This is a genomic window from Bhargavaea ullalensis, assembly GCF_042432615.1.
GTDB lineage: Bacteria > Bacillota > Bacilli > Bacillales_A > Planococcaceae > Bhargavaea > Bhargavaea ullalensis.
Genome location: NZ_JBHLWY010000043.1, coordinates 224,436 through 242,988 on the forward strand (window position 1 = coordinate 224,436; position 18,553 = coordinate 242,988).

24 protein-coding genes are annotated in these 18,553 nt (G+C 59.4%); 15 read left to right on the forward strand and 9 right to left on the reverse strand.

Annotated elements, in window-relative coordinates; translation table 11 throughout:
- Positions 1–176: 176 nt before the first annotated feature.
- From cdaA to ACFFIY_RS13240, 6 genes are all read left to right on the forward strand, one after another.
- Positions 177–1,013: a diadenylate cyclase CdaA gene (gene cdaA / locus ACFFIY_RS13215; protein ID WP_354194839.1), complete on the forward strand. Its 837-nt coding sequence runs from the start codon at positions 177–179 to the stop codon at positions 1,011–1,013.
- Entirely contained in the window at positions 1,006–2,406 is a 1,401-nt protein-coding gene (locus tag ACFFIY_RS13220; RefSeq protein ID WP_354194588.1) for a CdaR family protein, read from the forward strand. Before cdaA ends, ACFFIY_RS13220 begins: the two co-directional genes overlap by 8 nt.
- A gap of 41 nt (positions 2,407–2,447) precedes the next feature.
- The gene (glmM, locus tag ACFFIY_RS13225) at positions 2,448–3,806 is read left to right on the forward strand and encodes a phosphoglucosamine mutase (protein WP_354194590.1); all 1,359 of its coding nucleotides are present in this window, start codon (positions 2,448–2,450) and stop codon (positions 3,804–3,806) included.
- A 132-nt stretch (positions 3,807–3,938) separates the two neighbouring features.
- On the forward strand, positions 3,939–4,817 hold the full coding sequence (locus ACFFIY_RS13230) for a hypothetical protein (protein ID WP_354194592.1): 879 nt from the start codon (positions 3,939–3,941) through the stop codon (positions 4,815–4,817).
- A 138-nt stretch (positions 4,818–4,955) separates the two neighbouring features.
- Positions 4,956–6,053: a PfkB family carbohydrate kinase gene (locus tag ACFFIY_RS13235; RefSeq protein ID WP_354194594.1), complete on the forward strand. Its 1,098-nt coding sequence runs from the start codon at positions 4,956–4,958 to the stop codon at positions 6,051–6,053.
- Positions 6,053–6,964, forward strand: a complete 912-nt coding sequence (locus ACFFIY_RS13240) for a pseudouridine-5'-phosphate glycosidase (protein ID WP_376837312.1) — start codon at positions 6,053–6,055, stop codon at positions 6,962–6,964. The genes ACFFIY_RS13235 and ACFFIY_RS13240 overlap by 1 nt, the downstream gene beginning before the upstream one ends.
- Positions 6,965–7,027: 63 nt before the next feature.
- On the opposite strand, the gene ACFFIY_RS13245 is transcribed toward ACFFIY_RS13240, so the two are convergent.
- From ACFFIY_RS13245 to ACFFIY_RS13255, 3 genes are all read right to left on the reverse strand, one after another.
- On the reverse strand, positions 7,028–7,495 hold the full coding sequence (locus ACFFIY_RS13245; protein WP_354194598.1) for a hypothetical protein: 468 nt from the start codon (positions 7,493–7,495) through the stop codon (positions 7,028–7,030).
- A gap of 169 nt (positions 7,496–7,664) precedes the next feature.
- Entirely contained in the window at positions 7,665–7,841 is a 177-nt protein-coding gene (locus ACFFIY_RS13250) for a hypothetical protein (RefSeq protein ID WP_354194600.1), read from the reverse strand.
- A 76-nt stretch (positions 7,842–7,917) separates the two neighbouring features.
- Positions 7,918–8,337 carry a hypothetical protein gene (locus tag ACFFIY_RS13255; protein WP_354194602.1) on the reverse strand — a complete coding sequence of 140 codons (420 nt, stop codon included), beginning with the start codon at positions 8,335–8,337 and terminating at the stop codon, positions 7,918–7,920.
- 110 nt (positions 8,338–8,447) lie between these two features.
- Here ACFFIY_RS13255 and ACFFIY_RS13260 point away from each other — a divergent pair, with 110 nt between their 5' ends.
- Positions 8,448–9,359, forward strand: a complete 912-nt coding sequence (locus ACFFIY_RS13260) for a GNAT family N-acetyltransferase (protein ID WP_354194604.1) — start codon at positions 8,448–8,450, stop codon at positions 9,357–9,359.
- 42 nt (positions 9,360–9,401) lie between these two features.
- Here the strand turns inward: ACFFIY_RS13260 and ACFFIY_RS13265 are convergent, their stop codons facing one another.
- The 3 genes from ACFFIY_RS13265 to ACFFIY_RS13275 form a co-directional block, all read right to left on the reverse strand.
- Complete coding sequence (locus ACFFIY_RS13265; RefSeq protein ID WP_354194606.1) at positions 9,402–9,947, reverse strand: hypothetical protein; 546 nt, start codon at positions 9,945–9,947, stop codon at positions 9,402–9,404.
- A gap of 131 nt (positions 9,948–10,078) precedes the next feature.
- Positions 10,079–10,579, reverse strand: coding sequence for a GNAT family N-acetyltransferase (locus ACFFIY_RS13270; RefSeq protein WP_354194841.1), 501 nt, complete (start codon positions 10,577–10,579; stop codon positions 10,079–10,081).
- 123 nt (positions 10,580–10,702) lie between these two features.
- On the reverse strand, positions 10,703–11,143 hold the full coding sequence (locus ACFFIY_RS13275; RefSeq protein ID WP_354194610.1) for a YtoQ family protein: 441 nt from the start codon (positions 11,141–11,143) through the stop codon (positions 10,703–10,705).
- A gap of 142 nt (positions 11,144–11,285) precedes the next feature.
- Between ACFFIY_RS13275 and uvsE the strand changes: the two genes are divergently transcribed.
- The 3 genes from uvsE to ACFFIY_RS13290 are packed head-to-tail and all read left to right on the forward strand — an operon-like array spanning position 11,286 to position 13,289.
- Positions 11,286–12,182 carry a UV DNA damage repair endonuclease UvsE gene (gene uvsE, locus ACFFIY_RS13280; RefSeq protein WP_354194612.1) on the forward strand — a complete coding sequence of 299 codons (897 nt, stop codon included), beginning with the start codon at positions 11,286–11,288 and terminating at the stop codon, positions 12,180–12,182.
- Positions 12,183–12,214: 32 nt separating this feature from the next.
- Complete coding sequence (locus tag ACFFIY_RS13285) at positions 12,215–13,042, forward strand: ROK family protein (protein WP_354194614.1); 828 nt, start codon at positions 12,215–12,217, stop codon at positions 13,040–13,042.
- A 55-nt stretch (positions 13,043–13,097) separates the two neighbouring features.
- Positions 13,098–13,289, forward strand: a complete 192-nt coding sequence (locus ACFFIY_RS13290; protein ID WP_354194616.1) for a transcription initiation factor TFIIIB — start codon at positions 13,098–13,100, stop codon at positions 13,287–13,289.
- Positions 13,290–13,637: 348 nt separating this feature from the next.
- Here ACFFIY_RS13290 and ACFFIY_RS13295 read toward each other — a convergent pair whose 3' ends face one another.
- Positions 13,638–13,877, reverse strand: coding sequence for a hypothetical protein (locus ACFFIY_RS13295; RefSeq protein WP_354194618.1), 240 nt, complete (start codon positions 13,875–13,877; stop codon positions 13,638–13,640).
- 123 nt (positions 13,878–14,000) lie between these two features.
- Between ACFFIY_RS13295 and ACFFIY_RS13300 the strand changes: the two genes are divergently transcribed.
- From ACFFIY_RS13300 to ACFFIY_RS13310, 3 genes are all read left to right on the forward strand, one after another.
- Entirely contained in the window at positions 14,001–14,378 is a 378-nt protein-coding gene (locus tag ACFFIY_RS13300) for an FAS1-like dehydratase domain-containing protein (protein ID WP_354194620.1), read from the forward strand.
- Between the two features lie 156 nt (positions 14,379–14,534).
- Positions 14,535–15,014, forward strand: coding sequence for a DUF2975 domain-containing protein (locus ACFFIY_RS13305; RefSeq protein ID WP_354194622.1), 480 nt, complete (start codon positions 14,535–14,537; stop codon positions 15,012–15,014).
- A gap of 10 nt (positions 15,015–15,024) precedes the next feature.
- Positions 15,025–15,234 (forward strand): helix-turn-helix domain-containing protein, encoded by a 210-nt coding sequence (locus ACFFIY_RS13310; protein ID WP_040225610.1) that lies wholly within the window; start codon positions 15,025–15,027, stop codon positions 15,232–15,234.
- Positions 15,235–15,276: 42 nt separating this feature from the next.
- Here ACFFIY_RS13310 and csaA read toward each other — a convergent pair whose 3' ends face one another.
- Positions 15,277–15,612, reverse strand: a complete 336-nt coding sequence (csaA, locus tag ACFFIY_RS13315) for a chaperone CsaA (RefSeq protein ID WP_354194625.1) — start codon at positions 15,610–15,612, stop codon at positions 15,277–15,279.
- A gap of 119 nt (positions 15,613–15,731) precedes the next feature.
- On the opposite strand from csaA, the gene ACFFIY_RS13320 reads away from it, so the two are divergent.
- Positions 15,732–16,277 carry a GNAT family N-acetyltransferase gene (locus tag ACFFIY_RS13320; RefSeq protein WP_354194627.1) on the forward strand — a complete coding sequence of 182 codons (546 nt, stop codon included), beginning with the start codon at positions 15,732–15,734 and terminating at the stop codon, positions 16,275–16,277.
- A gap of 43 nt (positions 16,278–16,320) precedes the next feature.
- Here the strand turns inward: ACFFIY_RS13320 and ACFFIY_RS13325 are convergent, their stop codons facing one another.
- On the reverse strand, positions 16,321–16,914 hold the full coding sequence (locus tag ACFFIY_RS13325; protein ID WP_354194630.1) for a hypothetical protein: 594 nt from the start codon (positions 16,912–16,914) through the stop codon (positions 16,321–16,323).
- 268 nt (positions 16,915–17,182) lie between these two features.
- Here ACFFIY_RS13325 and ACFFIY_RS13330 point away from each other — a divergent pair, with 268 nt between their 5' ends.
- Complete coding sequence (locus ACFFIY_RS13330; protein ID WP_354194632.1) at positions 17,183–18,445, forward strand: multidrug effflux MFS transporter; 1,263 nt, start codon at positions 17,183–17,185, stop codon at positions 18,443–18,445.
- The last annotated feature ends 108 nt before the right edge of the window (positions 18,446–18,553 follow it).

An 18,553-nucleotide genomic window follows, 5' to 3' on the forward strand; every position in this document is an offset into this window, starting at 1 on the left:
ACGCGAAATAAAGATAACGTTTCGGAGGATAAAGATAACGTTCACCCGGATAAAGATAACGCTCTCACGAATCGGGACAATGCCCCGCCGTGCCCCGGCCGGTTCACACAAGCGCCGGCGGCCGGCGGTGTGCTATAATGGACGATATGCAACCGGAAGAAAAGGCGGGGATGCCTGTGTCATTTTTTGAACGTTTCACGGACCTGTCCATCTGGGAGGTACTCACCAACATCGTTGATATCCTCCTTGTGTGGTTCGTGCTGTATAAACTGATCGCCATCATCAAAGGCACGAAGGCCGTCCAGCTGCTGAAGGGCCTTTTCGTCATCATCATCGCCTGGTTTGTCACGAAGGAACTCGGCCTGAGGACGCTCTACTGGATCATGGAGCAAGTGCTCAGATGGGGGTTCCTGGCGGTCATCGTCATCTTCCAGCCGGAACTCCGGCGGGCGCTCGAGCAGATCGGGCGGGGCAAGCTGTTTTCGCGCGGCACGCTCCAGGAAGAGGAGGAACGCAATCGGCTTGTCGAAGCGGTCACGAAGTCGGTCGGCTATATGGCGAAGCGGCGGATCGGCGCCCTCATCTCGATCGAGCGGGAAACCGGCCTCAGCGAATATATCGAGACGGGGATCCCGATGCATTCGGACCTGACGTCGGAACTGCTCATCAACATCTTCATTCCGAACACACCGCTGCATGACGGGGCGGTCATCGTCCAGCAGCAGCGCATCTCGGCCGCGGCCTGCTATCTGCCATTGTCTGAAAGCCCGTTCATCTCGAAGGAGCTGGGCACCCGCCACCGCGCGGCACTCGGCCTGAGCGAAGTGACAGATGCCATCACGGTCGTCGTCTCGGAGGAGACGGGCGCCGTCAGCCTCACGGCGAACGGAGACCTCCACCGCAACTTGTCGACGGAGGAGTTCGAAACGCTCCTCCGCAAAATGTGGTTCGGCCCGGTCCAGGAACCGCAGGCCAAATCGAAGCGGAAACAGGGAGTGAAGAAAAATGGATAAGTTCATGGACAATCCATGGTTTCTCAGGGGCATCGCCTTCCTTCTCGCCGTTCTCCTGTTCCTTGTCGTCAAAACCGAGGAGGATTCGGCAGGCAGGGCGGCGGCGGGCACGGACATCGCCGTGCTCCAGGACGTGCCGGTCGAAGTGTTCTATGATGACGAGAATCTCGTCGTCACCGGCGTTCCGGAATCCGTCACCCTGACGATCGAAGGTCCGGCGAACATCGTCCAGACAACCCGGGCCCTGAAGGATTTCACCCTGTTCGTCGACTTGCGCTCGCTCGTGATGGGGGCGCACACGGTCAAGATCCAGCACGAAAACCTGTCCGACAAGCTGGATGTCCGCATCGAGCCGGACACGGTCGATGTCGTGATCGAAGAGCGGATCACACGGGAATTCCGGGTCGATCCGGAACTGAATGAACGGCTTCTCGCCGACAATTACATGATTAATTCCATCGAAACGGACCCGTCGACCGTCATGGTGACCGGCGCAAAGAGCATCATCGACTCGATCAGCTTCGTGAAGGCGTCCATTTCCGCTGAAGGCGGCATCGACGGTCCGATCGAACAGCAGGCAAGGGTCCGTGTGCTCGACCGCGAGCTGAACAAACTCAATGTCGACGTCGAGCCGGCGGAAGTGACCGTCAAGGCAGACATCGCCCAGTATACCCGCTCGGTGCCCGTCACCCTCCGCGGAACCGGCAAGCCGCCCGAAGGCGTGACGGTGAGTGAGATGGTGCCGTCATCCGATACGGTCAAGGTGTCCGGTCCGAAAAGCGTCATCGATAAGCTGGAGTACGTTCCGGTCGATGTCGATTTGGCGAAAGTGACGGGCACCGGCAAGCTGACAGTCGACGTGCCGAAGCCGTCCGGTGTCACGAAAGTGTCTCCGGGCAAGATCGACGTCAACGTGACGGCAAGCTCAAACGGGAACGAAGAAGCGCAGGCCGGAGCGGAAACAGATGAGGAGCCGGAAGGGGATAAGGACACGGCGGAAAATCAGCCGGAAAGCGACAAATCCGATGATCTGGCCGCCAAGCCGCCTGCCGAACCGCAGGAAACGCCCCCGGCTGCCGCACCTGAAGAAGGAAATCCGTCGCCTGAAGTCGAAGAAAGTCAGGAACTCAGCGGAATGGCGGTTGAAATCCGAGGACTTGTGGAAGGTAAAAAGGGGGAAATCGTCCAGCCGCCTAACGGTCAGGTGAACCTGACGCTCAAAGGCAAACCGGCTGCGCTCGCCTCTGCGGCGAAGAAGGACTTTTCCGTCTTCGTCGATGCGGCGGGCCTCCCGGACGGAGAATCCTCGCTGAATGTCCAGGTCTCCGGGCCTGAAGGCATCAGCGCCGTCCCTTCCGTGAAGCGCGTGACGGTCCGCATTCTGACTGCTTAAAAGACAAAGTTGAACTTCTACACGATGAAGGAGAGAGATCGATGGGAAAACATTTCGGAACAGACGGGGTCAGGGGCGTGGCAAACGCCGAACTGACGCCTGAACTTGCATTCAAGCTCGGCCGCTATGGCGGGTATGTACTCACCCAGCACGCAACGGGCAAACCGCAGGTGCTGATTGGGCGCGACACGCGGGTCTCGGGCCATATGCTCGAAAGCGCGCTCGTCGCGGGACTCCTGTCGATCGGTGCGGACGTCATGCTGCTCGGCGTCATCAGCACGCCGGGCGTCGCCTACCTCACCCGCGCGATGAGTGCGGATGCCGGTGTCATGATTTCCGCATCCCACAACCCGGTCGAAGACAACGGCATCAAGTTCTTCGGCGCAGACGGATACAAGCTGAGCGACGACCAGGAAGAAGAGATCGAAGCCCTGATCGACAAAGAATCGGATGACCTCCACCGCCCGACCGGCGCCGCACTCGGCACCGTCACCGATTACAAAGAAGGCGGACAGAAATACATCCAGTATCTCAAGCAGACGGTCGACGAAGATTTCACCGGCATCCACGTCGCGCTCGACTGCGCACACGGATCCACTTCTTCGCTTGCGACCCACCTGTTTGCGGACCTCGACGCGGATCTGTCCACGATGGGCTCCTCGCCGAACGGCCTGAATATCAATGATGGCGTCGGCTCGACCCATCCGGAAGCGCTCGCCGCTTTCGTGAAGGAAAAAGAAGCCGACATCGGCCTTGCCTTCGACGGCGACGGCGACCGGCTCATCGCCATCGACGAGAACGGCAACATCGTCAACGGAGACCAGATCCTGTTCATCCTGGCGCGCCATCTGAAAGAGGAGGACCGCCTCACAAAGAGCACGGTCGTCTCCACGATCATGAGCAACCTCGGCTTCTACAAGGCGCTTGATGCCATCGGCGTCACGAGCGTCAAGACGGCCGTCGGCGACCGCTATGTCGTCGAGGAGATGAAGAAAAATGACTTCAACCTCGGCGGCGAGCAATCCGGCCACATCATCATGCTCGACTACAATACGACCGGCGACGGCCTGCTCACGGCCATCCAGCTCGTGAACGTCATGAAAGAAACCGGACGCACCCTGTCCGACCTTGCCACGGATGTCCAGATGTTCCCGCAGGAGCTCATCAACATCCGGGTGACGGACAAGAATGCCGTTGCGGGCAACGCCAAAGTCGCCGCCGCGATCAGCGACGTCGAAAAAGACATGGCCGGCAACGGACGTGTCCTCGTCCGCCCGTCCGGCACCGAACCGCTCGTCCGCGTCATGGTCGAAGCGCCGACCGAAGCCGATGCCTCCCGCTGGGCGGAACGCATCGCCGATGTCGTCCGTGCCGAAATGGGAACAGAACAACCATCCTGATCCACGATGCACCAAGCCCGTCCGGAATATTCCGGACGGGCGTTTTTTATTTTCCGGCGGCAGAAAAAACGCGGTTCATCGCCGGGTAACGGAATGAGGGGAGGGTAAACAAGGGGAAAAGGAGGGAACCGGATGAAGCTTCAGCGAAGTGCATGGCTCGCGCCTGCCGCCTGTCTGCTCCTGCTCGGGGCCTGCAGCGGGGACCGGGCAGCCTCGCCACCGACGGAAGAAGAGGGGACAGCCGAAACCGATGCCGGCCAAAACGCATCGGGGGAAACGGACAGCAACGAGAAGCCGGACAGCAGTGTCCCGGATAGCGCCGGGAAACCGGATGACGGGGAATCCACGGACGCCGGACAGCCGGACGGAGGAGAAGACCCGGCGGGACAGCGGGCCCATCTCCTCTCTGAAATCAGGGAAAAGGTGGAGACGGCGTCCGACATGGAACCGGTATTGCCCGACGTCCCGGCGGCTGAAGGGAAATATTTGGGGGCCGAAGTCAATGCCGATGCAGATCAATACAAAGTGACTTACTACGAGACGGACAAGCCGTACGGACTCAATGCGGAAGAGCTGGACGGTTTGTCGCCTGCCGCCGTCTCGGAAGCGCGGATCTATGAATCGCCCGGTTCCGCCAAGGCCGAAGCGGGCTACGAACAGGAGCCGGAGGGAAAAGGCAACGTGAACCTCGGGTATGGCATCACCGGCTTTGAAGATGCGGGCGCCGGCAGCGTCTTCCTCACCTGGCATGAGGGAAGATGGTCCTTCTCGATGCGCAACCAGAACATCGACAATCCGGGCGGCGGCGATGAGATGGCCGCGCTCGCCAAGAAAATCGTCGCCAAGCTGGAAGACCGGATGCTCCCGCCGCCGGAAGAAGTCGGCGCCGGCAAGTTCGACATGTCCTCGGACACCTACAAACTCACCTGGCAGCGCGGCGCCGTCCTTTATTCCGTCTCATCCGGCGATCCGCTCGGCCTGATCGACCAGGTTGCCGATTTATCGGAATGAATGTTGAGCCCCGTCCGGAAAGTGCTCCGGGCGGGGCTGTTTTGCGCGAAACGGAACCTTTGTGGGGGTTGCTTGACATCTTGAGAACAAAAGTTTATATTATAAACAAATGTCATATACTTTCGAAGGAGGCCTTCCATGACGGACAAGGAATCGGCGATCGTCGGGCTGCTCCGGCAGAACCCGTACCTCACCCAGCAGGAGATGGCGGAGCAGCTCGGCATGTCGCGGCCGGCCCTTGCGAACCTCATCTCCGGGCTCACGCGCCGGGGCATCATCAAAGGCCGCGCCTATGTGCTTGCCGAGGAGAACCGCGTGACGGTGATCGGCGGGGCGAACGTCGACCGGAAGTTCCACTTGAAGGCGCCCGTCCAGGCCGGCACGTCGAATCCGGCGACGGTCTCGGTCTCGATCGGCGGGGTCGCGCGCAACGTCGCGGAGAACCTCGGCCGGCTCGGCCATCCGGTGAGCCTGCTCACCGTCGCCGGTCGAGACGCCGACTGGCAGCGGATCGAAGAGGCGTCGGCCGGTCACATTGACCTTTCCCATGCTGCGTTGCTTCCGGGCAGAACGACCGGCTCCTACTCCGCCGTGCTCAACCCGGACGGGGAAATGGCCGTCGCCCTTGCGGACATGGCCGTCTACGACGACCTGACGCCCGATTACATCGACGCCCACCGCGCGGCACTGGCCGGCAGCGCACTCATCGTCATCGACTTGAACTGCCCGGCGGACACCGTGCGCCACGTGCAGCGGATCGCCCGTGAAAACCGGATCCCGCTTGCCGTCGTCCCCGTCTCCTCGCCGAAGATGGACCGCATGCCGGACAGCCTGGACGGCGTTTCCTGGTTCATCTGCAACCGGGACGAAGCCGAGACGTATACCGGCATCCCCGTCCGGGACGATGCATCCTGGCGGGAGGCTGTACGGATTTTATTGAATAAGGGCTGTGGCTCTGTTGCCGTGACGGCCGGTCCCGGCGGCGTGATGGCCGGGGAGCAGGGCGGAGAGGTCCGCCGATTCCCGGCAGTGGCGGATGTGCGGGTGGAGGACGTGACGGGCGCGGGGGACGCGTTCGTTTCGGGCGTGCTGCACGGGCATCTCGCCGGCCGCCCGTTCGAAGAAAGCATCCGGCTCGGCCTTGTCAATGCCGCCAAGACGCTCGGCTCACTGCATACGGTGCGGCCCGAACTGACAGAAGACCAACTCAAATCCGAAACGGAGGAACTCCAATGATCAACCAATATCTCGACTTTTCCGCAGAAGTGAAAGAAGCCATGGACGAGGGACGGCCGGTCGTCGCGCTCGAATCGACGATCATCTCCCACGGCATGCCGTACCCGCAAAACGTCCGGACCGCCCGCGAAGTGGAGGAGATCATCCGCGAGAACGGGGCAGTGCCGGCAACCATCGCGCTCATCGACGGCAAGATCAAGATCGGCCTGTCCGACGAGGAACTTGAAATGTTCGGCAATGCGGAGGGCGTCGCGAAGGCGTCCCGGCGCGACTTGGCGTGGCTGCTCGCGACCAAACAGCTTGGCGCGACGACGGTGGCCGCGACGATGATCTGCGCGGACCTCGCCGGCATCCGGATTTTCGTCACCGGCGGCATCGGCGGCGTGCACCGCGGCGCTGAAGAGACGATGGACATCTCCGCGGACCTCGATGAACTCGGCAAGACCAACGTCGCCGTCGTGTGCGCGGGCGCCAAGTCGATCCTCGACCTCGGCCTCACGCTTGAGTATCTGGAGACGAAGGGCGTCCCGGTCGTCGGCTACGGCACAGACGAGCTTCCGGCGTTCTTCACGCCGCGGAGCGGGTTCCCGCTCGGCCTCCGGGCAGACGGTCCCGAGGAGATCGCCGGCATGCTGAAGGCGAAATGGGACCTCGGACTTGAAGGCGGCGCCGTCATCGCCAACCCGATTCCCGATACGGATGCACTCGATGCCGACTTCATCAACGGCATCATCGAGAATGCTCTGGCGGAAGCCGCCGCAAACGGCATCAAAGGCAAAGACACGACGCCGTTCCTCCTCGCGAAAGTGAAGGAGCTCACCGAAGGCAAGAGTCTGGAAGCGAACATTGCGCTTGTGAAGAACAATGCGAAGATCGGTGCGGGGATTGCCGTGGCGTTCAATAAATATTGATTGATGGAAAAAGCCGCCCGGCGTGGGCGGCTTTTTCGTGCGGGAAGAAAGGACCCCTGGATGTTAAGAAAGAATTGAACTTCCTTCTTTCCGGGGAGTCCGACGGAACATCCATGCCAGCACTCCGCCATAAAGCAGGTGCGCTGCGAGCCACACGCCGAGCGCTGCCGGATCCCCGATCTCCGGCGTCCGTTCCGACAGCGCGGTCACCGGCCAGATGCAAAGACCGACAATCCCGTTGAGCGCGACCATCCATCCCGCCAATCGCCGGCCCGTCCACCGGAAATGACGGACGAGCCATAGCAGGACAATCGCGAGGATGACCGACACGATCAAGTGAAACAGGAATTCCACCGGCGCAGGGAAGGGGTATTCCTTCAGCACCGGCACATAGTCGACGTTCATCAATAGGGTGTAGACCCGAAGGCCAGTGAGTTTTTCGGCCGCATACAGCAGTACACCGAGGAAAACGCCGGCAATTAAGCCCGCCGCTGCCGCCTGTCCCATCCATCTGCTTCGTTGATTCGCCATCGGCCTCGCGCTCCTCTGCTTTGATTGACTCCATCCTACACGAGATTCGGCCCACCCGACAGCGGGAATGCAAAAAACGCAGCGCCCTGAACCGGGGGCTGCGTTGAAATGGAATGTTCGAGATCGAAGTGGATGGTCTTGAAAACAGCTAAACCGAGGCGGCCGGCCGTCATGACACGACCGGCATCACCTCCATCCCGCGGGACACCGGGTCATCGAGACGCCCGCTGTCATACTCACTGAGAATGAAGCCGCCGCCAAGCCCTTCGCTGATCATCCGATCCACCTGCACAACGCACTCGCACTGCATGACTTCAGTTTGTCCGTTCCGTTCAAGGTCGTTCATCTCCGACCGCCTCCTTGAGAACATTGTCTCACCGCGGCCGGGCGGACACCTTGACGCCGGTCAAGCTTCGGGGAAATCAACCCCATCTCCGGATCAGCCAGCCGACGATCCATCCGAACACGACGTGCGCGAGCGTCCAGTACACCCACGCCGCCCCGTCCGAAAACGCCGGCGGCTGGTCCGACAGCGCCGTCAGTGAAAACAGCAGCGCCGACCCCGCCGAATACACCAGCACATACGGAGAAATCCAATGCTCCCGCCCGAACGGCCGGAGGAAATAAAATAAAATGATCGCACTGAAGACACAGATTCCGTAGTGGAACAGCAGCCCGATGAGCCATGTCGGCCGCCAATCTTGCACGACCGGGATGTAGTCAAAATTAAACAGCAGCACATATGCCGGATTGCCCGTCAGCATCTGTACGGCCTTCAAGACAGCGACCAGCACCGTCCCTGCGATGAATCCGATTGCGGCCAGCTTTCCGATGTTCCGCATGTCTCCACCCCCGCTTCTGGTGTTTCTATTCCCCTGGGGGTACAGGGCAAACAAAGGAGTCCTGCCGATATGATAGAATCACTTTAAATCATCCGAAAAGGGGACCCGCCATGACTTCCTGCATATTTTGTGACATCATCGCCGGCTGGGCACCGGCACACATCGTTTATGAGGACGAGCACGTCTGCTGCTTCCTCGACAAATACCCGATCAATCCCGGCCATGTGCTCGTCGTTCCGAAAGTGCATGTGCCGGAATTCACCGAGGTAGCCCAGGACAGCTTGTCTGCAGTGATTCGGGCTGCCCAGAAGATCGCCCGTGCAATCGAAGGGCAGCTGGGCACGGACGGAGTCACGATCATGCAAAACAACGGGATCTTCAAAGACGTGGACCATTATCATCTCCACGTCGTTCCGCGTTTCAAGGGAGACGGTTTCGGGTGGGTGGAACCGGACACCGACGCCTCCTCCATCGACTTCCCTTCATTGGAAAAGAAGCTGCGGGATGCAGTGACAGAAAGGGAGGACCTGACGTTGAGGACCGCCCGGTGCGTCCTGGCACCGCCGGTTTCCGGTGATCGGACGCACGTCCAGGCGCTCTATCAAAATGATCAAGTCCGTGCCTATCTCGGCGGGCCCCGGTCTGCCGCAGAAGCAGCACAGGCATTCGAGGGCCTGCAGGCAAATCCCGGCCATTGCTGGACGATCTGTCATCAGCAAACCGGCACATTCATGGGCTTGATTTCGCTGGATCTCCATCACGACGGAGAAGACACGGAGATTTCGTTTCAGCTTCTTCCGGAATTCTGGGGACACGGATTCGGAGCGGAAGCGGCCCGGGAAGTGATCCGGTTTGCATTCGACGAACTCAAGTTGCAACGGGTGATTGCCGAAACCCAGTCCGCCAACACGGCTTCCCGCCGCCTTCTCGAGCGACTCGGCATGGGGGATTTAAAAGTGGTGGAGAGATTCGGGGCAGAACAGTGGATTTATTCACTGGACAGAAAAGAGTGGGCCCGCTGAAACACCGAAAAAAGGAATCCGCAGAGGTGGATTCCTTTTTACTTATTCATCTTCTGAATCCATCAGCCGGAACTCGGCTCCAGCAGGATGCAGGGACGAGTGATCGTCGAAGCCGGGGGTGCCGCAGGCGATCGCTGCCTCGTCGAGAAGGCCGCGCCGGGCAAGCTCTTCGCTGACTGCGCGGAAGGCGAGGTCGACGTCGATCACGCAGAAATAGATGTTGGCTTTGCCGCCGCCGAAGTCTCCGCCGTCCAAATAGCCGATGCCGTTCTGCGACAGACAGTCGTCCAGTGCTTCCTCGATGACCTCGCTTTGGTCTACGGCGTCCTGCTCATTGTGTTCCTCGTATGGAAACTGGACGACCAGTTCGCGCAGGTCATCTTCTTCAATGTGCTCAAAACCGATCCTCACCTGTTCATTGGCCAGCCGGCTGATCAGCCGCGGGGCACTTTGGAACAGTCCCAGGGGCAGTTCTTCCTTTGTGCCGGCCGTGCCGACGGTTCCCGTGTGGATCGTCAGAGAACGGCCGGTTTTCCAGGCTCCCCAGTACTCCGTTTTCTTTCCGTTCCGTTTGTACAACATCATCATGTCAACGGCCCCCCTGTTGTTTTCCATAGTGTACCGGAGCGGCCGGTGCCCCGCAATCCCCTGCCGGCGATGGATTCCGTCCCTCTGACAATGGAAAAGCCGCCCGGCACCTCCGGACGGCTTCCTCCCGATCACATCAGCTTCGCCATGTAATATTCATCCACAAACTCCCCGTCGATCAGCAGGGAGTCCCGCTTCACCCCTTCAATCTCGAACCCCATCCTCTGATAAAGGGCGACGCCGGCTTCATTCTCCGAGATCACCGTGAGTTCGAGCCGGTGCAGCCTTTGCCCGGCCGCCCATTCGTCCAATGCTCCGAACAGCGCGCGGCCGACGCCTTTTCCGCGATACTCTGCATGGACGCCGACCACGATATACGCCCGGTGAGAGGTGCGCGCAGTTCCGTCTCCGCGTGCAATCAGATAGCCGGCAACACGGCCGGCGACATGAGCAACGAGCAAGACGGAAGCGGGATCCTCGCCGAGCCGGCGGATCATCGACGCCGCGCTTTCCTCTGTCATCCCGCGTTCGCCCGGAGCGAACAGCATCATCCCCGAAGCTTCGGCGCTTGCGACGGCTTCCGCAAGCCCGGAGGCGTCTTCGATAACCGCCTGCCGGACCCGCACATTCACCCGAGCCAATTCTGGTTGTAGGCGATGATCCCGAGAATGGCCCCGATCGCCGCGCCGATTCCGGTGGAGATGAAGAGGGGGAACTTGGATGATTTCTGTTCCGGATTCACCGTAATCCGCCTTTCAGTCAAAGATATACGTCAGCGCCTTCAGCGCCTGGTCGCAGTTCTCGACGGTCACGCTCGCTTTGCGCGACAACTCTTTCAGCGCGTGGATATGGCCTTCCGGGCGGATCAGGATGAGCGGCTTGCCGAGGGCGACCGCCGCGCTCGCGTCCATCGCGGTGTTCCACTGCTTGTATTTCTCGCCGAACAGGGCAATGACGAGATCGGCCTTCTGCATGAGCACCTCGGTGCGCAGATTGTTGAAGCTCGATGCGGCCCAGTCTTTGTACTCCGGTCCCGGCTGTTCGCCGATGATCTCTTCGCCGATGTTGTCGGAACGGTCGTGGTTCTCCTGTGGTCCGACAAAGTCGATCGGCAGCTTCAGGACTGCCGCCTTCTCCCGGATTTCATCGCGCCAGGACGAATGGATCTCGCCGGCCAGGTAAACAGTCAGTCTCAATTAAATCGCCTCCGCAGAAAATTCAGTCTGCTTCCATTGTATCACGACCGGCCGGCAATCGCCAAAGCCACACGCAAGCCGTGCGCCGGATTCGCCGGAATGATAGGATAGGATCAACAACCGACAGACAGGAGGGCCCGCCATGAAAGTCGGCTATGCCTGCATCAATACATCCATCAAAGAAAACTTCCGGACGTGCCGCGTGGCGACGGTCGAGAAAAAGGGGCCCGAAATCCTCAAGGAGCTCACGCTCGAGAACCTGAAGCTCACGAAGCGGATCATCGAATGGAACATCGGACACGGCATCAAGTTTTACCGCATGACGAGCGAGATGGTCGTCCTTGCGACGCATCCGGTCAATCCGTGGGACTGGCGCAACGACCCCGATGTCATTCAGATCTGCTCGGAGATCAAGGCGCTCCGTGATGAGCACGGCCTCCGTTTGTCGACGCACCCGGGACAGTACTCGGTGCTCAACTCGCCGAATCCCGACGTCGTCGACCGGACGATCGCCGATCTCGATTACCATGCGGCGCTGTCTGAACTCACCGGCGCACAGGACATGATCCTCCACCTCGGCGGCAAGTACGGCGATCCGGAAGCGGCTCTCGGCCGGCTCGTGAATGAAACGCGTGCTCTGCCCGAACCGATTCTCAAACGGCTGCGGTTTGAAAACGATGACCGCACCTACAACCTGGAAGACGTCCTGTCCGTCAGCGAAGCGACCGGCGTGCCGGCCTGCTTTGACATCCACCATCACCGCTGCAACCCGGCGGACGCCCCGCTCGAGGGACTCATCGACCGGGTGTACGAAACATGGAAAACGACCGGCACGCCGAAAGTCCATATCTCATCCGGCAAGACGGCACCGAACGACCGCCGGCACCACGACTTCATCTTCCCGGAAGACGTCGACTGGCTGCTCGATGTGCTCGCCGGCCGCAACGCCGACATCATGGTCGAGGCGAAGGCGAAGGAACGGGCTGCGCTCGGCGTGATCCAGGAGCTCGGGGAGCGGGGGATCCGGGTGGACGGCTGACGGCGGCGAGAAAACGAAGGAAGGATGATCGCATGGCAACTGCAGGAATCGACATCGGCGGCACAAAAATGCTCATGCTCGCCGAATGTGAGGGGAAGCGGATTTCAAAAACGGTGCCCACCGGCGCCCGGTGCACGCCGGAGAAGATCAGAGAGGCGATCGATGCGTTCGTCGGGGAGTTGCCGGACAGTGTCGGGCGGCTGGGCATTGCCATCCCGGGTCTTGTTGAAAATGCAGACACGGTGGTCGTGTCAGACGTGCTTCCCCTCATCGCCGGAATGGACGCCGGTTTCTTGAAATCCGGCCACTCCGTTCATCTGCTCAACGATGTAAAGGCCGCCCTTCTGCATGAAACGGCCGGGGACGAACGGACGGATACGGCAGTGATCATGGCAGGGACCGGCATCGCCATGGGCATGAAGCAGAACGGGCAAGTCATCACCGGCTGCAGGGGCTGGGCCGGGGAACTGGGGAGCATGCCGATTCCGACTTCGCAGGGCGTCAGGACGCTGGACGAATTGGCCGGCGGTGCGGGCATCCTGAACTCCGCCGATATGGATGCGGGAACGCTTCTCCAACAGTTAAAAGAGGGAGATGAAGCGGCAAAAGCGGTTGTCCGGTCCGCAGGGGAGTATTTTGGGCTGGCGCTCTCCACCGTCATTCACTTGTTGAATCCGGAGAAGATCATTTTGGGCGGCGGCACGATCCGGTACGACGGCTATCTTCAAGCCGCCGTGCGGACGGCGCAGGCGAACACGCTCCCCGAATTATGGGAAGCCTGCACGATCCGCAAAGCGCAGGAAGCCCAGCACATGGTTGCGCTGGGCGCCATGCGGTTCGCAGAACAACAGGATGAATAATAGGGGATCGGCGGCAAGAGTAGACGGATGATTCTACAGGAAAGGGTGGGGTTTGATGCAAGCTGCGAAATGTCCGAAATGCGGGGGGACGGAACTGGGCAAGGGAAAACACAGCGGATATGCCGTGATCGCCACGGTCAATAAGATGAGTTTCGGCTCAAGCGTGGAATACCTCATTTGCACGGACTGCGGGTACATCATCGAAGGCTATGTGACGAATCCCGAAAAGTTTAAAGGGACGTTTTAACAGGCGTTGAACAAGTGAAGGGTCCTCAGATGACGACAAGAAAAGGGCCGGCTGATATGGAGGCAACTGAAAAAGAGCCAACACTCACGGACCATCGTGTTGGCTCCTTTTCTAGCGCAAAAAAATGAAGTCGATATTCGTTGCGGGGGCCTGCTTTCCGCGGGTCCTCCACATGAATCCTCCCGGAGTGGTTTCTTTCCCGACATTGGGCAGCGCTATCCCGACATTCACCGGGGCGATCCGGACATTCGCAGCGCGTATCCCGACATTCACCGGCTCATCTTCTGCCTTCTCCCGAAAATCCAGTGACCTCCTGATTTGACCGGGCCTTTTCGTGCGTCCTGGGATTTATCTCTGTCCGAACTCACCGGAAAACCGCGTGGCCACGGCCTGCACTTCCGCCAGCCGCTCCGGTTTGATGAGGCCCATCATCTTCGGGATGAATGCCCGGATGTCTTCCTGCGAGAACGTCCCTTCGTCCTGCTTCTTGAAATTTTCGGCGAGGACGGCGCGCGCCTCGGCTTCTTTGCCTTCTTGCACCCGTTCCAGGATAAACTCCATAAACTTTTCCTGTCCCTGCTTGTCCATCTGTCCACACCTCCCAAAACAAATTTTTACGGATTCATCATACCACTCACGCTGCAGGCATACTCCCGTTCCATGTCCTGCCGTTCTTCTTTATCCTTGTTCATAGCAAAGGGGGAACGCATCATGACACTCAAGCAAGGGGAAATCATCACCTTCAAACGCACGTTCACGAATGAAGACGTCAAGCGCTTTACCGAGCTGTCGGCCGACGAAGGCGTCCACCACGTCACGCCGGATGAGCAGGGGCGGCTCGTCGTCCAGGGACTGCTCACCGCGACACTGCCGACAAAAGTGGGGGGCGATCATGATGTCCTCGCCCGTACGATGAACTTTGAGTTCCTGCGGCCCGTCTTCACGGGCGATACGATCGACTGCCGGGTAGCCATCGAGCAATACGAGAAAACGGAAAAAGACCGCACCGCCATCCGTGCCTCATTCGAATGCATCAACCAGCACGGGAAGCCCGTCATGACCGGTCTGTTCGCCGGCGTCATCCTCTGAATCGCTATGATCAAGCATCCCTCGTCCGGATGCTTTTTTCATGGTCGGTGGTAATGGAAATTAGATAAGATCTAATCGCATATCGATAAATATTTATTGATTGTCAATAAATATTATGGTAAATTGATCATACCCAAATGAAACGAGGTGTCTCTCATGAAGCGGGAAACGCTGTTCCTGAAGGCGGCGGTCATCGTGCTTGCACTGCCGGTCCTGGCCGTCTGCATCTTTGCGCTGCCGCAGCTCGCAATCGACATTCCAGACTACCGGACGGACGTCGCCTATGCGGTCACCGGGCTGCTGGTTGTCCTGTACGCAACGGCGCTCATCTTCTTTGCCGCGCTTTGGCAGGCATTCCGGCTGCTGAGCCGGATCGATCAAAGAGACGCATTTTCGGAAGGCTCGGTCCATTCGCTGAAGAGGATCAAACGGTTCGCCGTCCTGATCGGTTTGTTTTACGCGGCGGGGCTTTATCCGATATTTGTCCTTGCGCAAGTCGACGACGCGCCGGGGCTCGTCGTCATCGGGATGGGCATGGTGTTCGCCTCGTTCACGATGGCCGTATTTGCCGCCGTGCTCGAGAAACTGGTGCGAAATGCGATCGACATCAAAACTGAAAACGACTTGACGGTCTGAGGAGGTCCACATGCCGATCATTATCAACCTGGACGTCATGCTGGCCAAGCGGAAAATGAGCCTCACCGAACTGTCCGAAAAAGTCGGCGTCACGATGGCGAACCTGTCCGTCCTGAAAACCGGAAAAGCCAAGGCGGTCCGGTTCTCGACGCTCGAAGCCATCTGCAAGGCGCTCGACTGCCAGCCGGGCGACATACTGGAATATCAACAAGATGAATAAGAAAAGCAGCCGTTCCGGAATCAAGCCGAGCGGCTGCTTTTGTTAGGAAACCTTTGTCCCGTTTGGAACTGCCTGATCGGGCTTCAGCAAGACGACGTCGCCCTCATCCGGAACCCCGCCGAGGACGAGCACTTCGGATTTGAAGCCCGCGATGCGCATCGGCGGGAAGTTCACGACGGCGACCACCTGCCGTCCGGGAAGGTCCTCGGGGAAATACCTTTTCGTGATCTGGGCGGAAGATTTCCGGGTGCCGAGTTCTTCCCCGAAGTCGATCTCCAGCTTGATCGCCGGCGTCCGCGCCTCTGGGAACGGGCTGGCACTGATGATCGTGCCGATCCGGATGTCCAGTTTCCTGAAATCGTCAATCGCTGCCGTCATGAATGAACCGCCTCCATTATCGTCATTTTTACTTGATTTCAATGTAGCATGAAAATACACTTAACCCTCTCCGCCAAGAGAATTGAGATGAGTATAATAAGAATCGGGAGGTGGAGATTTTGAGCACTGAGTTCCCGGTGATTTCAACAGAACGGCTGATCCTTCGGGAAGCGACAGACGGGGACGCAGCGGACATGCTTCAGTACTTGACGGATATCAGGGTGGTGAAGCATATGGGACTGGCTCCGTTTGAAAGCACGGCTGACGCAATGGATGAAATCGCCTGGTACCGGTCAATCCACGCCGAAGGAACGGGCATCCGGTGGGGCATCACATTAAAGGATTCCGGGAAAATGATCGGAAGCTGCGGATTCCTCAACCGCGAAGCCAGACATTTCCGCGCGGAGATCGGGTATGAACTGAGCCATGACTATTGGGGCAGAGGCTTGGCGGGTGAGGCACTGCGGGCGGTCGTGCACTATGGATTCAACCGTCTCCAACTTGAACGGATCGAGGCTCTGATCGAGCCGGAGAATGGGCCCTCCATCAAATTGGTCGAGAGGAACGGCTTCCTGCGGGAGGGCCTGCTGCGTCATTATGAGTATACACAGGGGAAATTTGATGATCTGTATATGTATTCGCTTTTAAAAGGCGATTGCACATGAAGACGCTCCGGCATCAGGCCGGAGCGTCTTTTCTTTATTGACTTCAAATAAGCGGATCCGCCTTCGTCTCCTGCCGGGCAAGCAGCGAACGGACCTTTGCGAGACGTCCCGCTTCCTTGCGCGAGCGCCGTGCCGTCCGGCTGTCGTAAAGACTGCCGCGATGCACTGGATTCGCATCGAGCGTGTAAGTCGGCTGCACACGGTCCCACACCGAACCGAACTTCATCTCATGCTCCAGCCGCATCGCATCCATTTGGAACTTCAGCTCGTTCAGGTCCGACAGCGTCTCGGTCGAATACACAACATCTGGTGTGATGATCGGGATGCCGCGCAGCACGACGAGCCCGAACACCGTCTCCCAGTCGAACTTCAGCGCCAGCCCGAACGAATACACATGAGGCACGACAATCGCGTCGAACTCGCCCTCGTCGACCGCCCGCAGAATCGCCATCGCCGACGCGTTCTCCTTGAAACTGCTGCCCTCGCGGAAAATTTCATACTCACAGTGACGCCCGATGAGCCCGACAAGCGTCCGCTCATTCTCTTCCTGCGTTGCATGGAGCGGCCGCCTGCCCCAATGGGTCGCCCTGGAATACACCGCCGCCTTTTTGATCACCGGTAGCTCGACTTTCAACATGTAAATCTCCCCCTGCCCGATTGGTTGTGAGCCAAGTGTGGGGCAGGGGGAGGGGGATTATACCTCTATCTGAAATTATGGTGAGCATGCGAGTGAGACGCTAATGCGTCCGAGTGAGTCGCTAATTCATCCGAGTGAGACGGATTCAGCCTCGAGTGAGTCGCTTTCGAACTTGAGTGGGACGCTTTCCTCCATTCAGGTTAAAACCTGGTCGCTTTTCCGTGTATAATGGGGCAATGCCTTGCATCAAGAAAGGAAGTGGTGGCACATGAGCAGTAATAGCGGATCAATCGAAGAATCGCAGCCACCGGTTTCCCACAACCGGCTCTGGATGGTCCTGTTGCTCGGATCGCTGACCGCATTCGGGCCGCTGTCCATGGATATGTATTTGCCCGGACTGCCCGGCGTGGCGGATGATTTCGGCACGACGGCGTCCTTCGCCCAGCTGAGCATCACTGCCGCGCTTATCGGACTGGCGATCGGTCAGCTCGTGTTCGGCCCGATGAGCGACATCAAGGGGAGGCGGCGGCCGCTCCTGTTCACCCTGACCGTCTATGCGGCGGCGTCGCTGCTCTGCGTGTTCAGCAGCAACGTGTGGATCTTCGTCGGCCTCCGGCTGATTCAGGGAATCTCGGCCGCGGCGGGAATCGTCATTGCGCGGGCCGCTTCCCGTGATCTCTACTCCGGCAAGGAGCTCACCAAATTCATTGCGATGCTCGCACTCGTCAACGGGGCCGCCCCGATTCTGGCCCCGCTGCTCGGCGGCATTGTCATGAACTTCGCCTCCTGGCGGTTCGTCTTCGTGATCCTGGCCGCAATCGGCGTCTTAATGCTGTTCGCGGTAGCCTTCACGCTTCCCGAAACCTTGCCGCAGCAGAACCGGAAAACCGGCGGACTCTCGGAAACATTCAAGTCGTTCGGCACCCTGCTGAAAGACCGCGCCTTCATGGGCGTCGCGCTCGCGCAGGCATTCGTCTCCACCAGCATGTTCGCCTACATCGCCGGCTCCCCGTTCGTCCTGCAGAACATCTACGGCACCACGCCGCAGCAGTTCTCGGTCGTCTTTGCCGTCAACGGCATCGGCATCATTCTCGCCGCACAGTTCACGGGAAGGCTGTCCGCATCGATCAGCGAAGTCCGCATGATGAAATGGGGCGTGGGCGCCTCCTTCACCGGGGGCCTCCTGCTCCTGGCGGCCGTCTGGCTGACCTTGCCGATGTGGGTGATTCTTATTGCCCTGTTCCTCGTCGTCTCAAGCGTCGGCGTCGTGAACACGACCGGCTTCTCGCTCGGCATGGAGCGCCACGGCAAGATCGCAGGCAGCGCCTCCGCATTCCTCGGCATTCTCCCGTTCGCCGGCGGGGGACTCGTCTCGCCGCTCGTCGGCATCGCCGGTGACCAGAACGCACTGCCGATGGCGATCGTCATCTTCCTCAGCAGCACGCTCGCCTTCACCATCTACCACGCGGCCGTCAAACGCACCGCACAGCCGCTACATATTGAATCAACAACGGGCGCAGTCACAAAATGATGACCGCGCCCGTTTTCGGCATGGGTGAGCGCCGGAATGGGTCTCTTACGAGCGAGAATCGGACTCTTAGCGAGTGGAATCGGACTCTTAAACGGCCCAATCGGACTC